The organism is Anaerolineales bacterium (assembly GCA_022866145.1).
Lineage (GTDB): Bacteria > Chloroflexota > Anaerolineae > Anaerolineales > E44-bin32 > PFL42.
The window spans coordinates 1-14,688 of sequence record JALHUE010000008.1 but is presented as its reverse complement, the minus strand read 5'-3'; the positions used below and the strand labels follow the sequence as shown (position 1 = coordinate 14,688).

The window sequence follows — 14,688 nt, the reverse complement described above, 5'->3', positions numbered from 1 at the left end:
TGCCTCCGGAGGCGGCGGGGGACTTGCGCCGGAGTGGGGGCCCAGGTACTGGTCGGTCAGAAGAGCGAGTGTGCCATCGTTGTCTAGCTCAACCAAGGCGCGGTTGAGCTCGGCCTGAAGCGTCACCGCACCCTGAGGGATGGCGATGGCGTATCGTTGCTGGCTCACGGCCTGGCCTGCGATCTCGACCCCTCCCTGCGTGACGAACTCACTCGCAGCCGCCTCGTCGAGCACGAACAGATCCACGGCGCCTTGACGCAGGCCGGCGACTCCCTCATCGGCCTTGGCATAAGCATGCACATTGCCAGCCGGCATCGCACCCGCCGCCACAACCCGCTGCAGGTCGGCCTGATACGCCGAGCCCTCCTGCACCCCTACCCGGTACTGGGTCAGCTGGGCGATGGACGACAGTGGGGCGATGCCGGATCCCTCCTTAGCAAGGGCAGCGCCGGCGCCGACATAGTAGACACTCGAAAAATCGATCACCACCTGGCGTTCGTCGGTGACGGAAATCGCGGCGATGGCCGCATCCACTTGGCCAATCGTCAGGGCTCCGCCCAGACCGTCGAAGGCGAAGTCGTTGAGCTCGACCCGCAGGCCGAGCTTCTGGCCGATGGCCTGGATCAGCGCCACATCAAAGCCATCCAGTCGGAACTGGTCGTTGTAGTACTCAAACGGCGGGTAATCGCCAGCGGTCCCCACGATCATCTTGCCGGCGCTCTGTATCCGCTCCCAGGTGAGGTCGGCCGGCGCCCCCGGGGTCGGCTCAGGGGTCCTGGCGGGCGCGCATGCGCCGGGCAGCAGCCCCAGAATCATTCCGGCCAAGATGATCGACTTGAGGTCCATCTTTCCTTCCTCCGAGTGGCTTCTCTTGCTGCGACCTGGCCAAATCGCGGCTCCCGGGCTTGTAGAGGCCAGGGGCCTCCCTGGCGCGCGGCCGCGCAGCCCCGCTCGCAGTCTATGTCGAGGCATCCTTGCGTGAAGTCTACTACCAGCCGCCCATCCCGCCACCGGCGGAGGCAGACCGAGGGGGGCGGGGTCGACTGCGGCTTGGGCTATACTCCGCCAAGCACCACATTCCGCACTGCGGACTCTCAGTTGATGCGCCCTGTGCTCCTGCTCGTCACGACCCGGACGTACCGCGCCGGGGCCTTCCTGAGGGCCGCCGAGCGCCTCGGTTTGCCGGTCGTCGTCGCCACCGACCAGCCGCTCGCCTGGTCCCAAGACCAGACCCCGGGACTGCTCTCTCTGGATTTCCATAACGTCGAGTCCGCCTCCAGTGCGATCGCGGCCGCGGCCGAGCCATCCTTCCTGTCCGTGCTTGCCGCCGAAGACGAAGGCTTGTTGACGGCTGCCGCCGCCAGCACCCGGCTGGGCCTGGTACACAACAGTCCCGACTCGGTCTTGGTGACACGCGATAAGGCCCAGATGCGCCAACGATTGGATCAGGCCAACTTGCCCAACCCGCCGCATTGGGTCGTGCCCTTGGAGGCCGACCCGGAGGAGGCCGCAAGTCAGGTGATCTTTCCGTGCGTCGTCAAGCCGCGCAGCCTGTCAGGATCGCGGGGGGTGATCCGAGCGGACGATCCGGCGTCCTTCGTCGCCGCCTTCCGACGCACGGCTCGGATTATCCGCTTGGCAGGCACATCGGATCCCCATGGCATGGGGGAGACGCTGCTCGTCGAAGGCTATATCCCCGGGAGTGAACACGCCCTAGAGGGGCTGCTTACGGCTGGACGAATGGAGACCCTGGCGCTGTTCGACAAGCCCGACCCCCTCGAAGGTCCGTACTTTGAGGAGACCCTCTTTGTCACACCTTCGCGGTTGAGTGCAACAATGCAGAGCCAGGTCGGCCGAACCGTGGGCGCGGCGGTGGGTGCCATCGGGTTGACGCATGGCCCTCTCCATGCCGAGGTCAGAGTTCACGCCGGCCAGGTGTGGATCGTGGAGATCGCCGCTCGCTCGATTGGGGGCCTGTGTTCACGGGCACTCCGTTTCGAGGGGGGCAGGTCGCTCGAGGAGATTCTGCTGGCCCACGCCGTCGGCCTACCCCTTCCCAGCCTGGCCCTGGAGCCGGTAGCGACCGGGGTGATGATGATCCCTATTCCAGGCTCCGGTGTTCTGCGCAAGGTTCATGGGGTGCAGGCCGCCAGAGGTGTGCCCGGGATCACGGACGTCGTGATCACCCTCCCCGCAGGTGGGGACATGGTCGCCCTGCCGGAGGGCGCCTCCTACCTGGGATTCCTGTTCGGCGAGGCCGACACGCCGCTGGCGGTGGAAACCGCCCTGCGGGCGGCCCACCGGAGCCTGCGAGTCGAGTACGACGCTGCTCCCCCCGTCTGACAGTCCCCGAGCGGTTACAATTGTCGCCGGCCGCCCTGACGGCGGATCAGTTTCGGGGGCATGGGCGGCGCCGGCGTGGTCGATTGCCCTGGCCCAGGGCGATTTCCGAGTGCAGGTTGAATGGTAGGAGGTGGGCGCGTGGAGGGTGAGATGATCGGGGTGACGGAGTCGGCACGGCGGAAGATCCTTGACCTTCAGCTAGCTCGCGGGCTGCCCGAAGCCTTGCTGCGGGTTGGGATTCGCGGCCGCGGCCCGGATGGATTCTTATACACACTGGCGTTCGCCACCCCCGATGCCGAGCAGCCAGACGACACGCGGATTCCGGTGGACGGCCTGACCCTGCTTGTCGACGCTGAGAGCATGGACTACGTGCTGGGGGCCAGCATCGACTTCGTAGACACCCCCGACGAGTCGGGCTTCCGCGTCGACAATCCCAATCCGCTGTGGCGCGATCCGACCTCGCTGGCGATCCAGAGCGTGATCGACACCAAGCTCAACCCCGCCCTGGCGTCGCACGGCGGATTCGTCCAACTGCTGCAGGTCGACCGCGGCACAGCCTACGTCGCCCTTGGCGGCGGGTGTCAAGGCTGCGGCCTGGTCGACGTGACGCTGAAGCAGGGGATCGAGGTCATGATCCGCCAGGAAGTGCCGGCGATTGAGCAAGTGGTGGATACGACGGATCATGCCGGGGGGACGAACCCCTACTACCGCCCCTCCAAGTCCGGACAATCGCCTCTGGCCAGAAGCTGACCTCCGCGCTCCAGGCGCTAGCACAGGCCAGGGCCAGCCGAACCTCACTTTGCGTGCCGGTGGGGATGTGCTAGAAACGCGCTGTTGCCGACGCCCGGCATGCCGGCTCTTGGGCTTCACACCGGCGGTCTGACGCTCGAGCGACAACGCATGCCTTTCCCGACTGGCTGCGCATCTCCGATGGATCCCTTGGCGGGGGCGCCGTGACCCACGGCCGGCCCTGCCCGATCACCGGCATAGCCGGCCGGGCAGAGAGAAGATCGCATGCAGTTCCTGGCCGGGCAGCAACGCAAGGCTGCCGACGTCTACCACGAGTTCCCCAAGCCCTTCTGGACGCTGGTCACGGCCACGTTCATCGATCGGCTGGGCGGCGCACTGCTCTTTCCCTTCTTTGCCCTGTACCTGACCGACCGCTTCGGCATCGGAATGTCCGAGGTCGGCGTCCTTTTCGCCATCTGGGCGCTGTCCTCTTTCCCGGGCAGCTTGCTGGGCGGCGCCCTGGCCGACCGCATGGGGCGCAAGTACTTGCTGATGTTCAGCCTGATCGCCAGTTCGCTCAGCACCCTGGCGATGGGTTTCGTGACCACGATCGAGGCCTTCTACCTGTTGGCAGCCGTCTCCGGGTTGTTTACCGAGGTCGGCGGTCCCGCCTACAACGCCATGGTGGCCGACCTGCTCCCCGAGCGTCAGCGGGCGCAGGGCTATGGGATTCTCCGCGTTGCCTTCAACGTCTCGGTCGTCCTGGGCCCGGCCATCGGCGGCCTCCTGGCGGCTCGGTCCTACCTGTTGCTCTTCATCATCGATGCCGTCATCAGTGCCCTGGTGGCCGTGATTGTGTTCTTCGCCATGCCGGAAACGCGACCGGCGCCCCACCCCGACGCCAAGGCCGAAAGCGTCGGCCAGACGTTTGCCGGATATGCGATCCCGTTGCGAGACCGGATCTTCATGCTGTTCCTGGCCGCCTCGATGCTGGCCGGGCTCGTGATCTTGAACATGCAAACCACCCTGGGAGTGTATCTACGGGATGATCACGGGATCTCAGCGAGCATGTACGGCCTGATCCTCAGCCTGAACGCGATCATGGTGGTCTTCCTCCAGTTCCCGATCACACGCAGAGTCACCCCCTACCCGCCGTTCATGGTTGTTGCCATCGGCACGGCGCTGTATGCGATCGGCTTCGCCATGTACGGATTCACGTCGACGTACGCCTTGTTCCTGTTGGCCATGGTCATCATCACGATCGGCGAGATGTTGATCGCACCGGTCTCCCAGGCAATTGTTGCCAACCTGGCGCCGGAGGAGATGCGCGGTCGCTACATGGCCGTTTCCGGATTCGCCTGGGGTATTCCGTTTGCCGTCGGGCCGATGATTGCCGGCAGTATCATGGACAACTACGACAGCCGGCTTCTGTGGTACCTGTGCGGCGTGGTGGGGATGCTCTCGGTCGGGATGTATCTCTACCTTGACCGATCCACCCACCTGGCGCCTCAGCCGCCGGAGGCAACGGTGTCAGCCGATCCGCCGGCCAATCCGGCCGGATAGCGGCTTTCAAGGAGGTCACTCAAATGAGCTTGATGCGGCGCGTCGACGAAGCGCGGAACGGGTACGCCCGGGGTGACGAGCAGCTCTCCGCCCGGGCCCACTCCCAGGAACGGATTTCCCAAGCCGCCCGCGAGGAGCACGGCGGGGCCGCGCAACAGTATCTGGGCGACATGGTCTACGGTGGCCTGGACGGGATCGTCACAACCTTCGCCGTCGTCAGCGGCGTGGCCGGGGCGCAGCTGGGAAGTGACATCGTCTTGATCCTGGGCCTGGCGAACCTGTTTGCGGATGGTTTCTCCATGGCGACCGGAGCCTATCTCTCGTCGAAAAGCGATCGAGAATACTATGAGCGGGAAAGGGAGCGCGAACGCTGGGAGGTCGATCACTTTCCTGAGGGCGAACGAGCCGAACTGCTTGAGGTCTACCGCAAGCGGGGGTACGATGATGAGGATGCGGCTGCCCTGGTCGAGGTCCACTCGCGCAACCCGGAGCGTTGGGTCGAGGCCATGATGTTCGACGAACTCGGGCTGGTCCAGGACAATCGCAAGCCGCTGCGCAGCGGACTGGCAACCTTTGCCGCCTTCCTGCTGGCCGGGTCGGTCCCCCTATCGATCTACCTGCTGGGCCTGTTCGTCCCGATCCCGGCCCAGGCCTCGTTCCGCCTGTCGCTGGCGCTCTCGGGCGTCGCCCTGTTCCTGCTGGGCGCCGCCAAGGTCCTGGTCACCCAGCGCAGCCTGGTGAAGAGCGGACTGGAGACCTTGCTCGTCGGAGGACTGGCGGCGGTCGTGGCCTATGGGGTGGGCGCGCTGCTCAAGGGGCTGGTCGGCTGAGGCAGGGCTTGGCGCGACCCACGCTATCTGTCGTCGGATAGAACACGGGGCATTCCGGCCTGCCCACCGCCAGGGCGACGGTCCGATGGCCCCAGGGGAGGAGAGGTCCCATGGATCAACGTCAGCGAACTGCGCTTGCCGGAGGAGTCCTGCTGATCCTGCTCGGCGGCTGTCTGCTGCTGTCCCGCCTGGCACCGGGTTTCCAAACCCTGCTGCCTCGAACCTTCGGCTGGCCCGTCTCTCTGGTGGGTGTGGGTCTGCTGCTGTTGGTGATCGGGCTGTTAAGTGGGACGCCCGCTATGGCGATCCCGGCCTGCATTGTCGGCGGGATCGGCTTGATCCTGAACTACCAGAATGCTGCCGGGGATTGGGGGAGCTGGCTGTATCTCTGGACACTGATCCCCGGCTTCGCCGGTGTTGGCACCGTGCTGGCGGGGATCCTCGGGATGACGCCCAGACGCTCGATCCGCGATGGGCTGTGGACGATTCTGGTCAGTCTGGTGCTGTTCCTGGTATTCTCGTCGATCTTCGGCGGCCCGGTTCCCGCCAGCCCGTACTGGCCAGCGCTGTTGATTGCCCTCGGCCTGGCGGAGCTGATCCGAAACGTGGCCTTCCCCCGGCGAGCGAGCTAGGACGGGCCGGCGATGCGGCGCAGCGGAATGTTCTGGGGGATCGGCCTGATCCTTCTCGGGAGCCTGCTGATTCTCGACAGGCTGGGGGTACTTCCGTTCGAGCTGACAGGGTTGTTTCTCCCGATCCTCCTCATCCTGGCAGGGGTGTGGGTGATATGGGGGATCTCGGGGCGAGATCGGCGGAGGGGCGACACGTCACTTCGGGTCCCGGTCGAGCAGGCCGCCCTGCTCAAGCTCCGCCTGCAGCACGGCGCCGGACGCCTGCGCCTCGATGCCTCGGCGAGCGAGCCAGACGCTCTGGACGCCAGCTTCGGAACTGGAGCCCGCCATGAAGTGCTGCTGAAGGATCGCGTGCTTTCCATTAGTCTCTGCCCGCGAGATGCCTGGTTCTTCCTGTCGGCACCATGGGGATGGTGGCGCGGCGAGCCGCCGGATTGGGTCGTGCACCTGCCGAGAACCATTCCGACGGAGCTCGATGTCGAGACCGGCGCCAGCGAGACCTTGCTTGAGCTGGTTGGAGTCCGGCTCAGTTCGCTGCGCTTCCGCACCGGCGCCAGTTCGTCGGAGATCCATCTGGCCAGACCGCAGGGCTCGGTCCCGGTCACCGTCGCCGGGGGAGCAACCGCGATCCGTCTAAGACTGCCGGCCGGCGTCGAGGCGAGAGTCAGGAGCCGCACGGACCTGGCGAGCGTCAACCTGGATCGAGTGCGATTCGTGCGGGATGGAGCGGCGCACGTCACCTCCGGATTCGAGCAGGCGGCAGATCGTTACGAAATCGAAATCAGGGTGGGCGCCGGCTCGGTCGACATTCGCTAGGCGGCGCCCACAGCTAGAAGGAGAGAGTGGATGCGCAGGTCACAGCCGCAGATCCTGATCGGTCTGCTTCTGATTGTAGGCGGGCTGCTGTTCCTGTTTCAGAGCCTGGGCATCCTGCCCACAGGGAGTGCCCTGTTTTGGGCGCTGGCCTTCGCCACCGGCGGAGGGATCTTCTTGTACGTGTTCGCAGCCAGCCGCGAGAACTGGTGGGCGTCGATTCCGTCCGCCGCTCTGTTCGGAATCGCCAGTGCCATTGCCCTGGACGCCTTTCTCCAACGCTCCGCCGATCCCTGGGCGGGGGCGGTCTTCATGGGCGTCCTGTCCCTGGGCTTCTGGGGAGTCTGGCTGGCCAACCGCCAGGCCTGGTGGGCAATCATCCCAGCCGGCGCCGTGCTGTCCGTTTCTGGGATGATCCTCGTCGGCGGACTGGTCCCGGCAGAGCTGGCGCCGCTCAGCGTCCTGTTCCTCGGCATGGGCCTGACGTTCGGCCTGCTGCTTCTCGTCCCGACAGCGGAGGGGCGCATGCGCTGGCCAGCGGTTCCGGCCCTCGTCCTGCTCCTGCTGGGCGGTTTCTCGACGCTCCTCTTCAGCCCCTCGTTGCAGTTCCTGGGACCTGGGCTGCTGATCCTGGGCGGGCTCCTGCTGATTGTCCGAGTCTTTCGCAAGTAGATCCACAGGCGCTGCAGGCTTCGCCTGGGTGCGGCCTGTCGGAAGCGCCAGGGAAGGAGATCAACGATGACCCAGACCTACCGACATGGAGGCATCGTCGGGCCGACGATGCTGATCGGGATCGGCGCCGTCCTGCTCATGGACAACCTCGGCAGGCTGGGGCAGAGCCCGTGGACAGTCCTGCTGGACCTGTGGCCTATCATCCTGGTGGCAGCCGGACTGGATCTGGCCATCGGCTATCGTTCCTTGGCGGGCGCTGTCCTGGCGGCAGTGTTGTCGCTCGTCGTGCTGGCGGGCGCAATCGGAGGGCTTGCCGACCGGGACGGCCTGCCCACCGAGAACCTTGCCGCCGAGGTTGTCCAGGTTCAGCTGAACGGCGTTGCCTCGGCCAAGGTCACCCTGGCCCCCCTGGCGGCGTCGCTGCGGGTGGGCAGTTTGCAGGACGATACGCTTCTTCTTGCTGGCAAGATCTACTCCCACCCCTGGGAGCGAGTCGGGCAGGCCTACCTGCGCTCTGGCAACACAGCCCGGGTGAAGCTCCAGACCACCGGCGCCTCGCTGTCCCCGACGACCAGCTTCGCCGGCACCACGCCAGCCTGGGACCTGGGGCTCACTCCCGCTATCCCCCTCGACATCGAGGTCAGCCTGGTGGCGGGCGAGGCCAATCTGCCAATGGGAGACTTGACGGCCGAGAGCTTGAAGGTCGAGCTGGTCTTCGGACAGTCGACAGTTGTGCTCCCGGCCAATGGGAAATACGACGCTCGTCTGTCGGGCGTGTTCGGGCAGACGGTGGTCGTGATTCCGGCTGGCCTGGAAGCCAGCGTCCGGCTTGAGCCGCTGCTGACAGGCCGCACGATCGATTCTGACCTGCGCCAGCTTCCAGATGGGCGCTACGTCACGGCAGGCTACGGACAGGCCGAGAACCAAGTCGACCTGGTGATCTCGCAGGTCGTGGGAGCCATCGAGGTACTGGCGGAGTAGCGCCGAATGACGGGCGGTTCCGTACCGGACGAAAGATCCCTTGACCGACCCCGCCAGGGCGAGACGAAAACGGAGGGTGCCATCGACCCGCATTTCGGATTCTTGCGTGAGAAAGGTTTCGAGGTTCGCCCGGCCCGGTTCGACGATCTGCCGCGTGCGGTCGAGATGTTCAACCTGGCCGAGACCGAACTCATCGGAGCGGGTGGGATCACAGCAGAGCGCTACGCGCAGGAGTGGAAGTTCCCGGGCTTCAATCTTGATGTCGACACGCGCCTGGTGCTGGCGCCCGATGGATCGCCGGTGGGCTGCGCCGAGGTATGGACCCTGCTCGACCCGCCAGTCCATCCATGGATGTGGACTCGGGTGCACCCGGCGTGGCGCGGGCGAGGCATCGGCACCAGCCTGCTGGCCTGGTCGCTGACGAGAGCGCTGCGGGGCATCGATCGTGTCCCGCCGCAGGCACGCTTCGCGCCGCGCGTCGCCTGCCCGGTGGCGCACAACCCGAGCACCGCCCTGTTTCGCGATTTCGGCTTCGAGGCCGTGCGCCACAGCTGGACGATGTCCATTGACCTCGACGTTCCTCCGCCGGCTCCCGCCTGGCCGCCTGGCATCCGGCTGCGCCCCTTTCGGCATCCGCAGGACCTGCGCGCGGTCTACACCGCGACCATCGATGCTTTTCGAGATCACTGGGGCTTCGTCGAGGCGCCGTTTGAACAAGGGTTCCGCCAGTGGACGCACGCCTCGGTGGAGCTGCGCCCATTCGATCCCAGCCTGTGGTTTGTCGCTGTTGAGGGGGAAGAGATCGCCGGGATCGCTCTATGTCGGGCCCACGCCGACGACGACCCCGAGATGGGCTGGGTCGACACCCTGGGAGTTCGCCGGCTGTGGCGCAAGCGCGGGCTCGGCCTGGCGCTGCTGTTGCACGCTTTCTCCGCCCTGCGCGCGGCCGGCGCCCGCCGGGCAGGCCTCGGCGTCGACGCCGCCAGCCTGACCGGCGCAACACGCCTGTACACCCGCGCCGGGATGCACGTGCTGCGCGAATCGACGTTCTTCGAACTCGAATTGCGGCCAGGCGAGGAACTCGCCAGGCTCGAATAGCGGCCCGCGCCCAACGGCCAAGGCCGCCCCCAGTCTCGGCAGCAGTCGACGCCGTGGAATCGCGCCTGCGCAGCCTGGATCATTCCGTCGCCTCTGCCAGGCACATGCTCCCCAGAAGGATATAATGCGCCCTTCTTCCACCACCAGAGGAAAGCGGAGGCCGCGTTGAGCACGGTTGAGGTTGCCAACCTGCGTCGGGTCTATAAGACCACGCCGGGCGTCGTGCGGCGTTCGACCAAAGAGAAGTGGTGGCCGTCGACGACATCTCCTTCGACGTGCACCCCGGAGAGCTGTTCGGCCTGCTTGGCCCGAACGGCGCCGGCCCCTCGGCCGTGGGACAGGACGTGCACCAGCGAGGGCCGCACCCGGTCAACGACCTCGACCCACCCTGAACTCAGGCCTTCGAGTACGAGGGGCATCAACCACCTCCTTCCCCGCAAGAAATCTTGGTCCGGTCTCCCGCTGGAGTCTGACATGTGCGAGCTGGCCGGGACACCGCCTCCGGAGGGGTCTTCCCTCCGGGGCGGTTCGTCCGGCAGGCGCCTCTAGCCTCGCTCCCCAATGGTCGCTTTGACCGACGTCAGCCCGCCGCCGCGGAGCAGACGGATCTCGGCCGGCTTTCCGACCCGGTCGCCGGAGAGGGCGCCGAGCAGGTCTTCCATCGACAGCAGCGGGGTGCCTTCAAACGCCAGTAGGGTATCGCCCAGCAGCACCCCACCCTGGTCGGCCGGGCTGCCTGGCTCGACCGACATCACCAACAGCCCCACCCCCTGCCCGGACTGAGTGGCAGCCGCCTCCGGAAGGCGCACAGCCTGGGCGCCGACGCCCAGGAACCCGCGTCGGATCCTGCCGTGCTGAAGCAATGTCTCGACGACTCTGCGAACCGTCTCAGTCGGCAGCGCCAGGCTGACGCCGCGCACCAGGCCAGAGGTCATCACGCCGGCGACTCGTCCGTCGGCCGTGACGAGCGCTCCACCCGAAAAACCCGGGTACATCACCGCATCCGTCTGAAGATAGCGATCGATGGCGCCTCCCATGCCGGTTTGGAACGGCCCGCCAACGGCACTGACGATACCCAGGGTCGACTGGACGCTTCGGCCGGGACGACCCAGGGCCAGCGCCAGGTGGCCGACCTTCAGCTCATCGGTCGTGCGCCAGGCGGGAGCCGCGATCGGGCTGGTCGCGACCCGGAGGACGGCCAGATCCGTGCTCGGGTCACGTCCCACCAGGCTCGCCTCGTCGGTCTCGCCTTCCGCCAGACCGACGAGGATGGACTCGTCTCGCCGTACAACGTGCTCGGCGGTGACGATCACGCCCTCGGGGGACCACACTACGCCACTGGCCGCCAGTCGCCGCCTGCCCTCGACCCGGACGATGCCCTGGACCGAAGCCACCAGCGCCGCCAGTTCCTCAGATACTGTCTCCAGAACCTTGTTCATCACCTTTGCTCCTCTCAGCAGGAACGCCAAGCGCTCCCTTCGCCCGCCATGCTAGTCGATGGCGGGCGACAAGGCATCCTGAAAAAGGACGGGACGCAGGCTGTACTTTGGATCAGGTTAGAGGGGGATCAGGCCGCTGCGCCCAGCTCGCACGACGGCCTCCGTCCGGCTCTGGGCATCCAGCTTGCGCAGGATGGCGTTGACGTGGAACTTGACGGTGCTCTCGGTTACGGAGAGCCTGGCGGAGATGGCCTTGTTGGGTAGACCATCGGCCATCAACCGCAACACTTGCAGTTCACGCGGGGTGAGCGCCTCCCGAAGCGCCTCGGCCTCTGCCGGTGAAGGCTCGGGCTGGCGTCTCGCAGGCTGGTCGGAAATCCAAAGCCCCGCCAGGGCTGCCCGGGCGGCAGCCAGCAGGGTTTCCGCCTCGACCTGGCGGTGAAGCACGGCCCGAGCGCCAGCGGACCACGCCGCTTCAGCATCCTCGGCTGAACGGACCAGCACTAGCGTGTGCGGCAGTTCCGCCAGGTCCTGTCCCAATCGGTCCAGCAGCTCCTCGTCCCCGCCCGCATCCCAAACAACCAGGTCCGGCGCCTGAGCGGAAATGCTGCCGACCGCTCCCTGATCCGGGACATCCATTGCGACCACCTCCCAGCCGGGATCGGCCTGGAAGTACGCGGCCAGGCCGGCCCGAGCAAGCGCCTCTGCGGAGACGATCACGACGCGGTCTGGCGGTGTCTTGGGCTGCGTTGGGCTCACGCGCTTCGACCAAGGTGGAAGAGTTCGTCGGGTGTGGGCATAGATCGCTCAACAGGAACCGTGGGAGCGAGCGTCGTCAGCTGGAGTGACGGCTCAGCGTGGTTCGGCTGAGCATCCACTTCTCACGAGGGCGTCGGGGTTTCGGTCGGTGTGGGCGTCTCCGATGGAGGTGGCGCGGGGGTTGTCGGCACGGAGGTCGGCGGCGGCCCGGAGGTTGGCGTTTCGGTGGGCGTCTCGATCGGCAAGCCAAGGGTCGGCGTGAGGGTGAGGGTCGGCGTCGGAGGCACGGCTGTCGCCGTCAGGCACGCCTCCTGGGCGTCGCGGGCCAGGTCTTCCACGGTGGAGTCTCCCCGGGTCTCGAACGAAGACACGAACTGGATCGCGGCCGCGCACGGGTCGTTGGCCTTCATCAGTTCTTTGCCGTACTCCATCGCTGCCACCGAATACTTGTAGCACGAGTCCCAGCCGCCGGCGGAGCAGATTTGCGAGAAGTATCGGGCGGCCTCCTGCCAGACCACGCCGAAGTAGCTATTGGCGAACAAGTAGAAGGCGGCGCTGCTGCGCCACGAGGTCGCCTGGCCATCCAGCGGCCCGAAGCGCTCTGCCAGCGCCAGGTCATAGATCCCCTGTTCGTGCTGTCCCGACCAGATCTTCTCAAGCCCGCGGGCGCGCAGGGCGCCGGCCATGAATTGGTTGGCCTCCGCTCGCCGATACTCTGGGTCGATCGAACGGACCGTCAGCAGAGCCTGGATTGTGGTGCTCCAGTCCTCCCCGGCATACGCCGACTGCGCTTGCGAAAACAGCGAATCGAGCGACGAGGCATCGAGCGTCGCCGTCGGTGTGACGGCGATGGTCGGTGGCACGGGGGTCGTGGTCGGGGCGTTCATGCCGAGCAGCGACTTGTCCAGCAGCTCCGCCGCGCCGGGGTAGTTGGGGTCGATACTGAGAACGTACTCGAACCTCTGCCGGGCAAGCTCGTAGCGCGTCTCTAGCAGGTCCTGCACGCCCAGGTCGAACTGTTCCTGGGCGGAACGCGCCAGGGCTTGCGACTGTCCGGCCGTGGTTTGCTGGCGCCCGGCAGCAACGCCGGTTAGACCCGACACCGAGAGAACACACAGCACATAGAGCCCGCCCAGGGCGGCCCACCATCCCCAACGAGGCACGCGCCGAAGATCCAACGGCAAGCGGTCGAACAGATGCGGGCGAGTCTTGGGGCCGGGTGAGGGGCGCATCACGAAATCCACCAGGGATTCATGGGCCGATGATCCCGGTCTGAGTGAAAATCTGGTCGCGCAGCTGACGGATCTGATCCGGCACCTGACGCAGGACGGCAGCGCCGTCCGGCAGCGTGTGGAACCCGACCATGTTCGGCGGGGCGATCACCCCCCGCTGGATGCTGGCCTTGGGCGTCTGAATCGCCAGCCAGCCCAGTGAGATCATCTGATCCAGCGTCAAGTTGGTGCGAATCCCAGAAGCCAGCTCTTGATACAAGACTGGAGCCTTGGCCACAAGGGTCGGGACCATGTCCAGACCGACAACGCGGTCAATGATGGCCAGCGCCACCTGCTGCTGACGTTCGGCCCGGCCGAAGTCATCGCCGGCGCCCTTGCGCACCCGGGCGTAGGCTAAGGTCTCTGCGCCGTCCAAGCGGTGGGCTTTGGGCGTAAGGATCTTGCACGACCGCCCGATCGGGCAGATCTTGATCTGCTCGCTGACCAGGACGTCGACGCCGCCGATCTCATCGATCATCCGTTCGAAGGCCGCAAAGTCGATCACGGCAAAGAACTGGATCGGAACCCCAATCACCTTCTCGACGGTCTGCATGGCCAGCGCCGGCCCGCCGCCTGGCAAGCGGTTGGCCTCCCCGCTGGGATAGGCGGTGTTGATCCGGTTGTGCGCGAAGCCGGGGATCTCCACCCACAGGTCTCGGGGGACCGACAGCATGCCGGCCGTCTTCGACTGTGGATCGAGGGTGACCAGCATCATGGTGTCGGTCCGGGCCGGCCCTTGACCGGCCACCCAGTCCCGGTAGTCCAGGCCCATCAGTAGGATCGTCACCCGCTCGACACCCTCCCAGGGCGTCGGGTTGACGGCCGGTGGAAGCGGGGTGGCGGTCTCCCCGGGGAGCAACGTCCCGTCGGAGGCGCCCGGGTTCGGTTGGAACGGATTGAGGGCGAAGCTCGACCAGGACCGGGAAAGGTCCCGCACAACCAGGTGGGTGACGAGGCCAAGCAGCAAGATCGCCAAGGCAAACCCCGCAGCGAGCAGTCGCGTGGCGCAGGCGAGCGCCCTGGGCTGTGGCGCCTTTCGGGGCGGCTGCAAGCCGGCGAGGCCAATGGGCTGGGTCTGATCGGCCGAAGGCCGGTTGGGATGTCGGTTGGAATACATGGGTTGGACCGGCGGTGATTATACGCCCTTGCCGGCATCGGCAAGCTGGCTGGACGGATGGCTGGGTGCCAAGTATACTTTAGTGCGCTTAACTACTAAGAAAGGTGAAGCATGGGGCGTTCTCCGACGTTCGAGCAGGCCCTGAGGGAATGGGCCCAGTTGTTCATGCATCGATCGATGCGCGAGTTTCAGAACTGGGTCAAGGAATCTGGGTTGTCACACTCCCAGGTGGCTGCGCTGATGCGGCTGCATCATGGCGGCGCCTGCCCGGTCAACGAGATCGGCCAGGATCTTCGCGTAACACCGGGTGCTGCCAGCCAGATCGTGGACCGGCTGGCGCAGCAAGGGCTGCTGCGGCGAGAAGAGGACGATCACGATCGGCGGGTTCGGCGAATCACCCTGACCCCGGACGGACAGGAGATCGTCCGTCAGGCGATTGAG

16 protein-coding genes are annotated in these 14,688 nt (G+C 66.3%); 10 read left to right on the top strand and 6 right to left on the bottom strand.

The window, feature by feature from the left end:
* A partial coding sequence (locus tag MUO23_00290; protein MCJ7511388.1) for an ABC transporter substrate-binding protein occupies positions 1-846 on the bottom strand: 846 nt, incomplete at its 3' end.
* Between the two features lie 264 nt (positions 847-1,110).
* Between MUO23_00290 and MUO23_00285 the strand changes: the two genes are divergently transcribed.
* The 9 genes from MUO23_00285 (at position 1,111) to MUO23_00245 (ending at position 9,661) form a co-directional block, all read left to right on the top strand.
* On the top strand, positions 1,111-2,343 hold the full coding sequence (locus MUO23_00285; protein MCJ7511387.1) for an ATP-grasp domain-containing protein: 1,233 nt from the start codon (positions 1,111-1,113) through the stop codon (positions 2,341-2,343).
* 150 nt (positions 2,344-2,493) lie between these two features.
* On the top strand, positions 2,494-3,093 hold the full coding sequence (locus MUO23_00280; protein ID MCJ7511386.1) for an iron-sulfur cluster assembly accessory protein: 600 nt from the start codon (positions 2,494-2,496) through the stop codon (positions 3,091-3,093).
* A 264-nt stretch (positions 3,094-3,357) separates the two neighbouring features.
* Positions 3,358-4,635: an MFS transporter gene (locus MUO23_00275; protein ID MCJ7511385.1), complete on the top strand. Its 1,278-nt coding sequence runs from the start codon at positions 3,358-3,360 to the stop codon at positions 4,633-4,635.
* Between the two features lie 23 nt (positions 4,636-4,658).
* Positions 4,659-5,465: a VIT1/CCC1 transporter family protein gene (locus MUO23_00270; protein MCJ7511384.1), complete on the top strand. Its 807-nt coding sequence runs from the start codon at positions 4,659-4,661 to the stop codon at positions 5,463-5,465.
* Between the two features lie 110 nt (positions 5,466-5,575).
* Positions 5,576-6,097, top strand: a complete 522-nt coding sequence (locus MUO23_00265; protein ID MCJ7511383.1) for a hypothetical protein — start codon at positions 5,576-5,578, stop codon at positions 6,095-6,097.
* Between the two features lie 12 nt (positions 6,098-6,109).
* Positions 6,110-6,913: a hypothetical protein gene (locus MUO23_00260; protein MCJ7511382.1), complete on the top strand. Its 804-nt coding sequence runs from the start codon at positions 6,110-6,112 to the stop codon at positions 6,911-6,913.
* Between the two features lie 30 nt (positions 6,914-6,943).
* A complete protein-coding gene (locus tag MUO23_00255) occupies positions 6,944-7,582 on the top strand; it encodes a hypothetical protein (GenBank protein MCJ7511381.1) in 639 nt (212 codons plus the stop codon).
* Between the two features lie 66 nt (positions 7,583-7,648).
* Positions 7,649-8,563, top strand: a complete 915-nt coding sequence (locus MUO23_00250) for a DUF5668 domain-containing protein (protein ID MCJ7511380.1) — start codon at positions 7,649-7,651, stop codon at positions 8,561-8,563.
* 6 nt (positions 8,564-8,569) lie between these two features.
* Complete coding sequence (locus MUO23_00245; protein ID MCJ7511379.1) at positions 8,570-9,661, top strand: GNAT family N-acetyltransferase; 1,092 nt, start codon at positions 8,570-8,572, stop codon at positions 9,659-9,661.
* Positions 9,662-9,861: 200 nt separating this feature from the next.
* On the opposite strand, the gene MUO23_00240 is transcribed toward MUO23_00245, so the two are convergent.
* From MUO23_00240 to MUO23_00220, 5 genes are all read right to left on the bottom strand, one after another.
* A complete protein-coding gene (locus tag MUO23_00240; GenBank protein ID MCJ7511378.1) occupies positions 9,862-10,080 on the bottom strand; it encodes a hypothetical protein in 219 nt (72 codons plus the stop codon).
* A gap of 126 nt (positions 10,081-10,206) precedes the next feature.
* The gene (locus MUO23_00235) at positions 10,207-11,100 is read right to left on the bottom strand and encodes a S1C family serine protease (protein MCJ7511377.1); all 894 of its coding nucleotides are present in this window, start codon (positions 11,098-11,100) and stop codon (positions 10,207-10,209) included.
* Between the two features lie 117 nt (positions 11,101-11,217).
* A complete protein-coding gene (locus tag MUO23_00230; protein MCJ7511376.1) occupies positions 11,218-11,859 on the bottom strand; it encodes a response regulator transcription factor in 642 nt (213 codons plus the stop codon).
* 122 nt (positions 11,860-11,981) lie between these two features.
* Positions 11,982-13,091 carry a hypothetical protein gene (locus MUO23_00225; GenBank protein ID MCJ7511375.1) on the bottom strand — a complete coding sequence of 370 codons (1,110 nt, stop codon included), beginning with the start codon at positions 13,089-13,091 and terminating at the stop codon, positions 11,982-11,984.
* 19 nt (positions 13,092-13,110) lie between these two features.
* A complete protein-coding gene (locus MUO23_00220; protein MCJ7511374.1) occupies positions 13,111-14,247 on the bottom strand; it encodes an LCP family protein in 1,137 nt (378 codons plus the stop codon).
* A gap of 111 nt (positions 14,248-14,358) precedes the next feature.
* Here MUO23_00220 and MUO23_00215 point away from each other — a divergent pair.
* A partial coding sequence (locus MUO23_00215; protein ID MCJ7511373.1) for a MarR family transcriptional regulator occupies positions 14,359-14,688 on the top strand: 330 nt, incomplete at its 3' end.